General features: G+C 75.8%; 1 protein-coding gene. It reads left to right on the top strand.

The window, feature by feature from the left end; genetic code table 11:
- A partial coding sequence (locus G3I65_RS01315; RefSeq protein ID WP_160693948.1) for a GlxA family transcriptional regulator occupies positions 1-653 on the top strand: 653 nt, incomplete at its 5' end.
- Between the last annotated feature and the right edge of the window lie 172 nt (positions 654-825).

The following is an 825-nucleotide window of genomic DNA, read 5'->3' as shown; positions in this document are numbered from 1 at the left end:
CGGTCTGCACCGGCGCCGAGGTGCTCGCCGCGGCCGGCCTGCTCAACGGCCGCCGCGCGACCACGCACTGGCGCTACGCGGCCAAGCTCGCCCGCGACTACCCGGCGGTGACGGTGGACCCGGTGCCGCTGTACGTCCGCCACGGCAACGTCTACACGGCCGCCGGCGTGACGAGCGGGCTCGACCTGACGCTGTCGCTGGTGGAGGCCGACCACGGCCCGACGCTGGCCCGCGAGGCGGCCCGCGCCCTGGTCACGTACCTGCAGCGGCCCGGGAACCAGGCCCAGGTGAGCCTGTTCCTGGCCGGTCCCCCGCCGGAGCACCGCGAGGTCCGCGACCTCACGGCGTACATCGCCGAGCACCTCGACGAGGACCTGGGCACCCCGGCGCTCGCGGCCCGCGCGGGCATCAGCACCCGCCAGCTGACCCGGCTGTTCGACGCGCACCTCGGCACCACGCCGGGCCGGTACGTCCGCACGATCCGCACCGAGCAGGCGGCCCGCCTGCTGTCCGGCACGGACCTCCCCCTGGCCACGATCGCCCGCCGCTGCGGCTTCGGCTCGACGGAAACCCTGCGGCAGGCGTTCCTCGACCACTTCGACACCCCGCCGTCGGCGTACCGGCGGGTGCACGTCCGCCAGTCGTACGGCTGAGCCAACCGGACGAACCGGTCCGTCGGCGGCCCCTGGCGCGGGCGCCGGGATCCCGCTGTCAGGATGTGCGGGTGGACCGCCCCGACCTCGCCGACGACGACACCGGACCGATTCGCCGGGTCACGGACGAGCTGTCCCCTTCGCCGGGGTCCGGGTCGTCCGGAACCTCCCG

The sequence above is a fragment of the Amycolatopsis sp. SID8362 genome (assembly GCF_010550475.1).
In the GTDB taxonomy this organism is placed as follows: Bacteria; Actinomycetota; Actinomycetes; order Mycobacteriales; family Pseudonocardiaceae; genus Amycolatopsis; species Amycolatopsis eburnea.
Note: the sequence above shows the minus strand (reverse complement) of the source record. Positions and strands in the feature narration are given on the sequence as shown.